The organism is Streptomyces sp. W16, assembly GCF_033194735.1.
Classification (GTDB): Bacteria; Actinomycetota; Actinomycetes; order Streptomycetales; family Streptomycetaceae; genus Streptomyces.
Map to the genome: position 1 here is coordinate 1 of NZ_JAWOAI010000956.1, position 1,982 is coordinate 1,982.

General features: G+C 69.8%; 1 protein-coding gene and 1 pseudogene. One reads left to right on the forward strand and one right to left on the reverse strand.

The annotated features are described in order from the left end of the window. Positions 1–381: pseudogene (locus R6V09_RS51870) on the reverse strand (hypothetical protein); the annotation flags it as partial. Positions 382–670: 289 nt separating this feature from the next. Between R6V09_RS51870 and R6V09_RS51875 the strand changes: the two are divergent. Beyond that, positions 671–1,828: a serine hydrolase domain-containing protein gene (locus R6V09_RS51875; protein ID WP_317888362.1), complete on the forward strand. Its 1,158-nt coding sequence runs from the start codon at positions 671–673 to the stop codon at positions 1,826–1,828. Positions 1,829–1,982 lie beyond the last annotated feature (154 nt).

The window sequence follows — 1,982 nt, forward strand, 5'->3', positions numbered from 1 at the left end:
CAGCAGCGGGGAGGCCGCCTCGACCAGATCGCCGAGCGCGGCGGCGAACTCCTCGACGGCCGGCTCCACCGCGTCGAGAACCGGCAACAGGCTGTCCCCGAGCACGCCCAACAGCACCTGCGCCGGCTGACTCACCGGGTGCACGGCCAGCGGCGCACCGGTCGTACCGAGCCGCGTCAGGGTGTCAACAATGCGATAGAAGGCCTCCTGAGCCTGCGGCGAAGCGCTCGCCTCGGCCAGCTCGGCGGTGGTCTCGCGCAGCACCCGGAGCGCCTCGGCGCCCGAACCGTCCCGTGGATCAAGGGTGTTGATCGCGATCCTGGTGATGTTCCCGGCCGTGTCCAGGAGTTGCCCGGTGATGTCGGTGGTGCTGCGTGCCATGCGCAACACCTCGTCCCTGCTCGGAAGCGAAGGAATGGTCGCCATGGGAACCCCTCTCCACGCGCCCGCTGCCCGGTACTCGTGCTCAGCATGCCCGCTTCCGGCCCCCCGAATGCGACATCCGGGCATCGGTGACACCAACACCTTCCCTCCCCCGTTGAGTCGAACGGGTGCCGCTCGCCGTACCGATCTCTGGAACCAGGAGGAGGTCCGAGGGGGAACTCCCGCAGGTCGGACAGGCGTTGTTCACCATGGCACACGCGAGCAGCGGATCAGTTGAGGAGAGCGGATGACCCAGGAGATCCACGGCACCGTAGCCGACGGCTTCGAGACGGTCCGGGAGGAGTTCGCCGCGTTCGTGTCGACGGAACGCGCGGACTACGAGGGCCAGTTGTGCGCGTACGTACACGGCCGACAAGTCGTAGACCTGTGGGCAGGACCGTCCGGCACCACCAACAACTCCCTCTACGGCGTGTTCTCGTCCACCAAGGGCGCCGCCCACCTCGTGGTGGCGCTGCTAGTGCAGGACGGCACCCTCGAACTGGACCGCAAAGTCACCTACTACTGGCCGGAGTTCGCCTCCGAGGGCAAAGGGGCGCTGACGCTGCGCGAGTTGCTGGCGCACCGGGCAGGCCTGGTCGGCACGGACACCGGCTTCACCCTCGACGAACTCGCCGACGACCGCGCGGTCGCCGAACGCCTGGCCGACCAACGCCCGTTCTGGCGCCCGGGCGCGGCCTTCGGCTATCACGCCCTGGTGATCGGCGCGCTGACCGGCGAGATCGTACGACGGGCCACGGGCCGTTCACTCCAGGACGTGTACGAGGAGAGAGTGCGCGCACCATACGCCCTGGACTTCTTCCTGGGCCTCCCGTCCACCCAGGAGCCCCGCTTCCACCCCACCCACCCCCCACTCCCCTCCCCCGAGACGCAGACGTCACACCCGGACAGCCGCCACAGCCTCACCGGCATCGCGTTCAACGAACACGCGCCCCAGCCCACCGTCCTGGCAACTCTCCCCAACGAGAGGGTCATCCGCGCCAAGGGTCCCGCATCGGTCGGCGGAGTGGCGTCGGCACGCGGCCTGGCCGGCCTCTACGCGGCGGCGATCAGCGTGGTCGAGGACCGGGCCCCGCTCCTGAAGCCGGACACGGTCGCGGAGTTCGGCCAGCTCCACTCCGTCGGCTACGACATGATCACCGGCACGCACCGCGCGTACGGCCTGGGTTTCCAGGCGACAGCTGACACGTGGTACTCGTTCCTGGGCGCCGGCGCGATCGGCCACAGCGGCGCGGGAGGCTCCCAGGCCTTCGCGGACCCCCGCACCGGCCTGGCCTACGGCTACACCCGCCGCCGCTTCGCCCTGCCCGGCGGCCCAGCACCAGAAAACCAACGCCTGGTACAGGCGGCCCACCAAGCAACCATCCAAACAACCCAGGCAAGCTAAAACCAACGGCGTGAGCCTCCACCAACAACCTGCCCCTCGCCAACGGCGTGAGCCCCCACCCACGGTGAGGGCCCACCAAGTCGGTCCATCCCCACGCGCCGGCCGAGAGGGAGCCGTAGGGGCGCGCCGGTGTCGAGAGCCCCAGCGCGCGGAG

Bases quoted from the DNA above. Each gene is read 5' to 3' on its own strand.
- R6V09_RS51875 (WP_317888362.1), top strand. From the start codon at position 671: ATGACCCAGGAGATCCACGGCACCGTAGCCGACGGCTTCGAGACGGTC.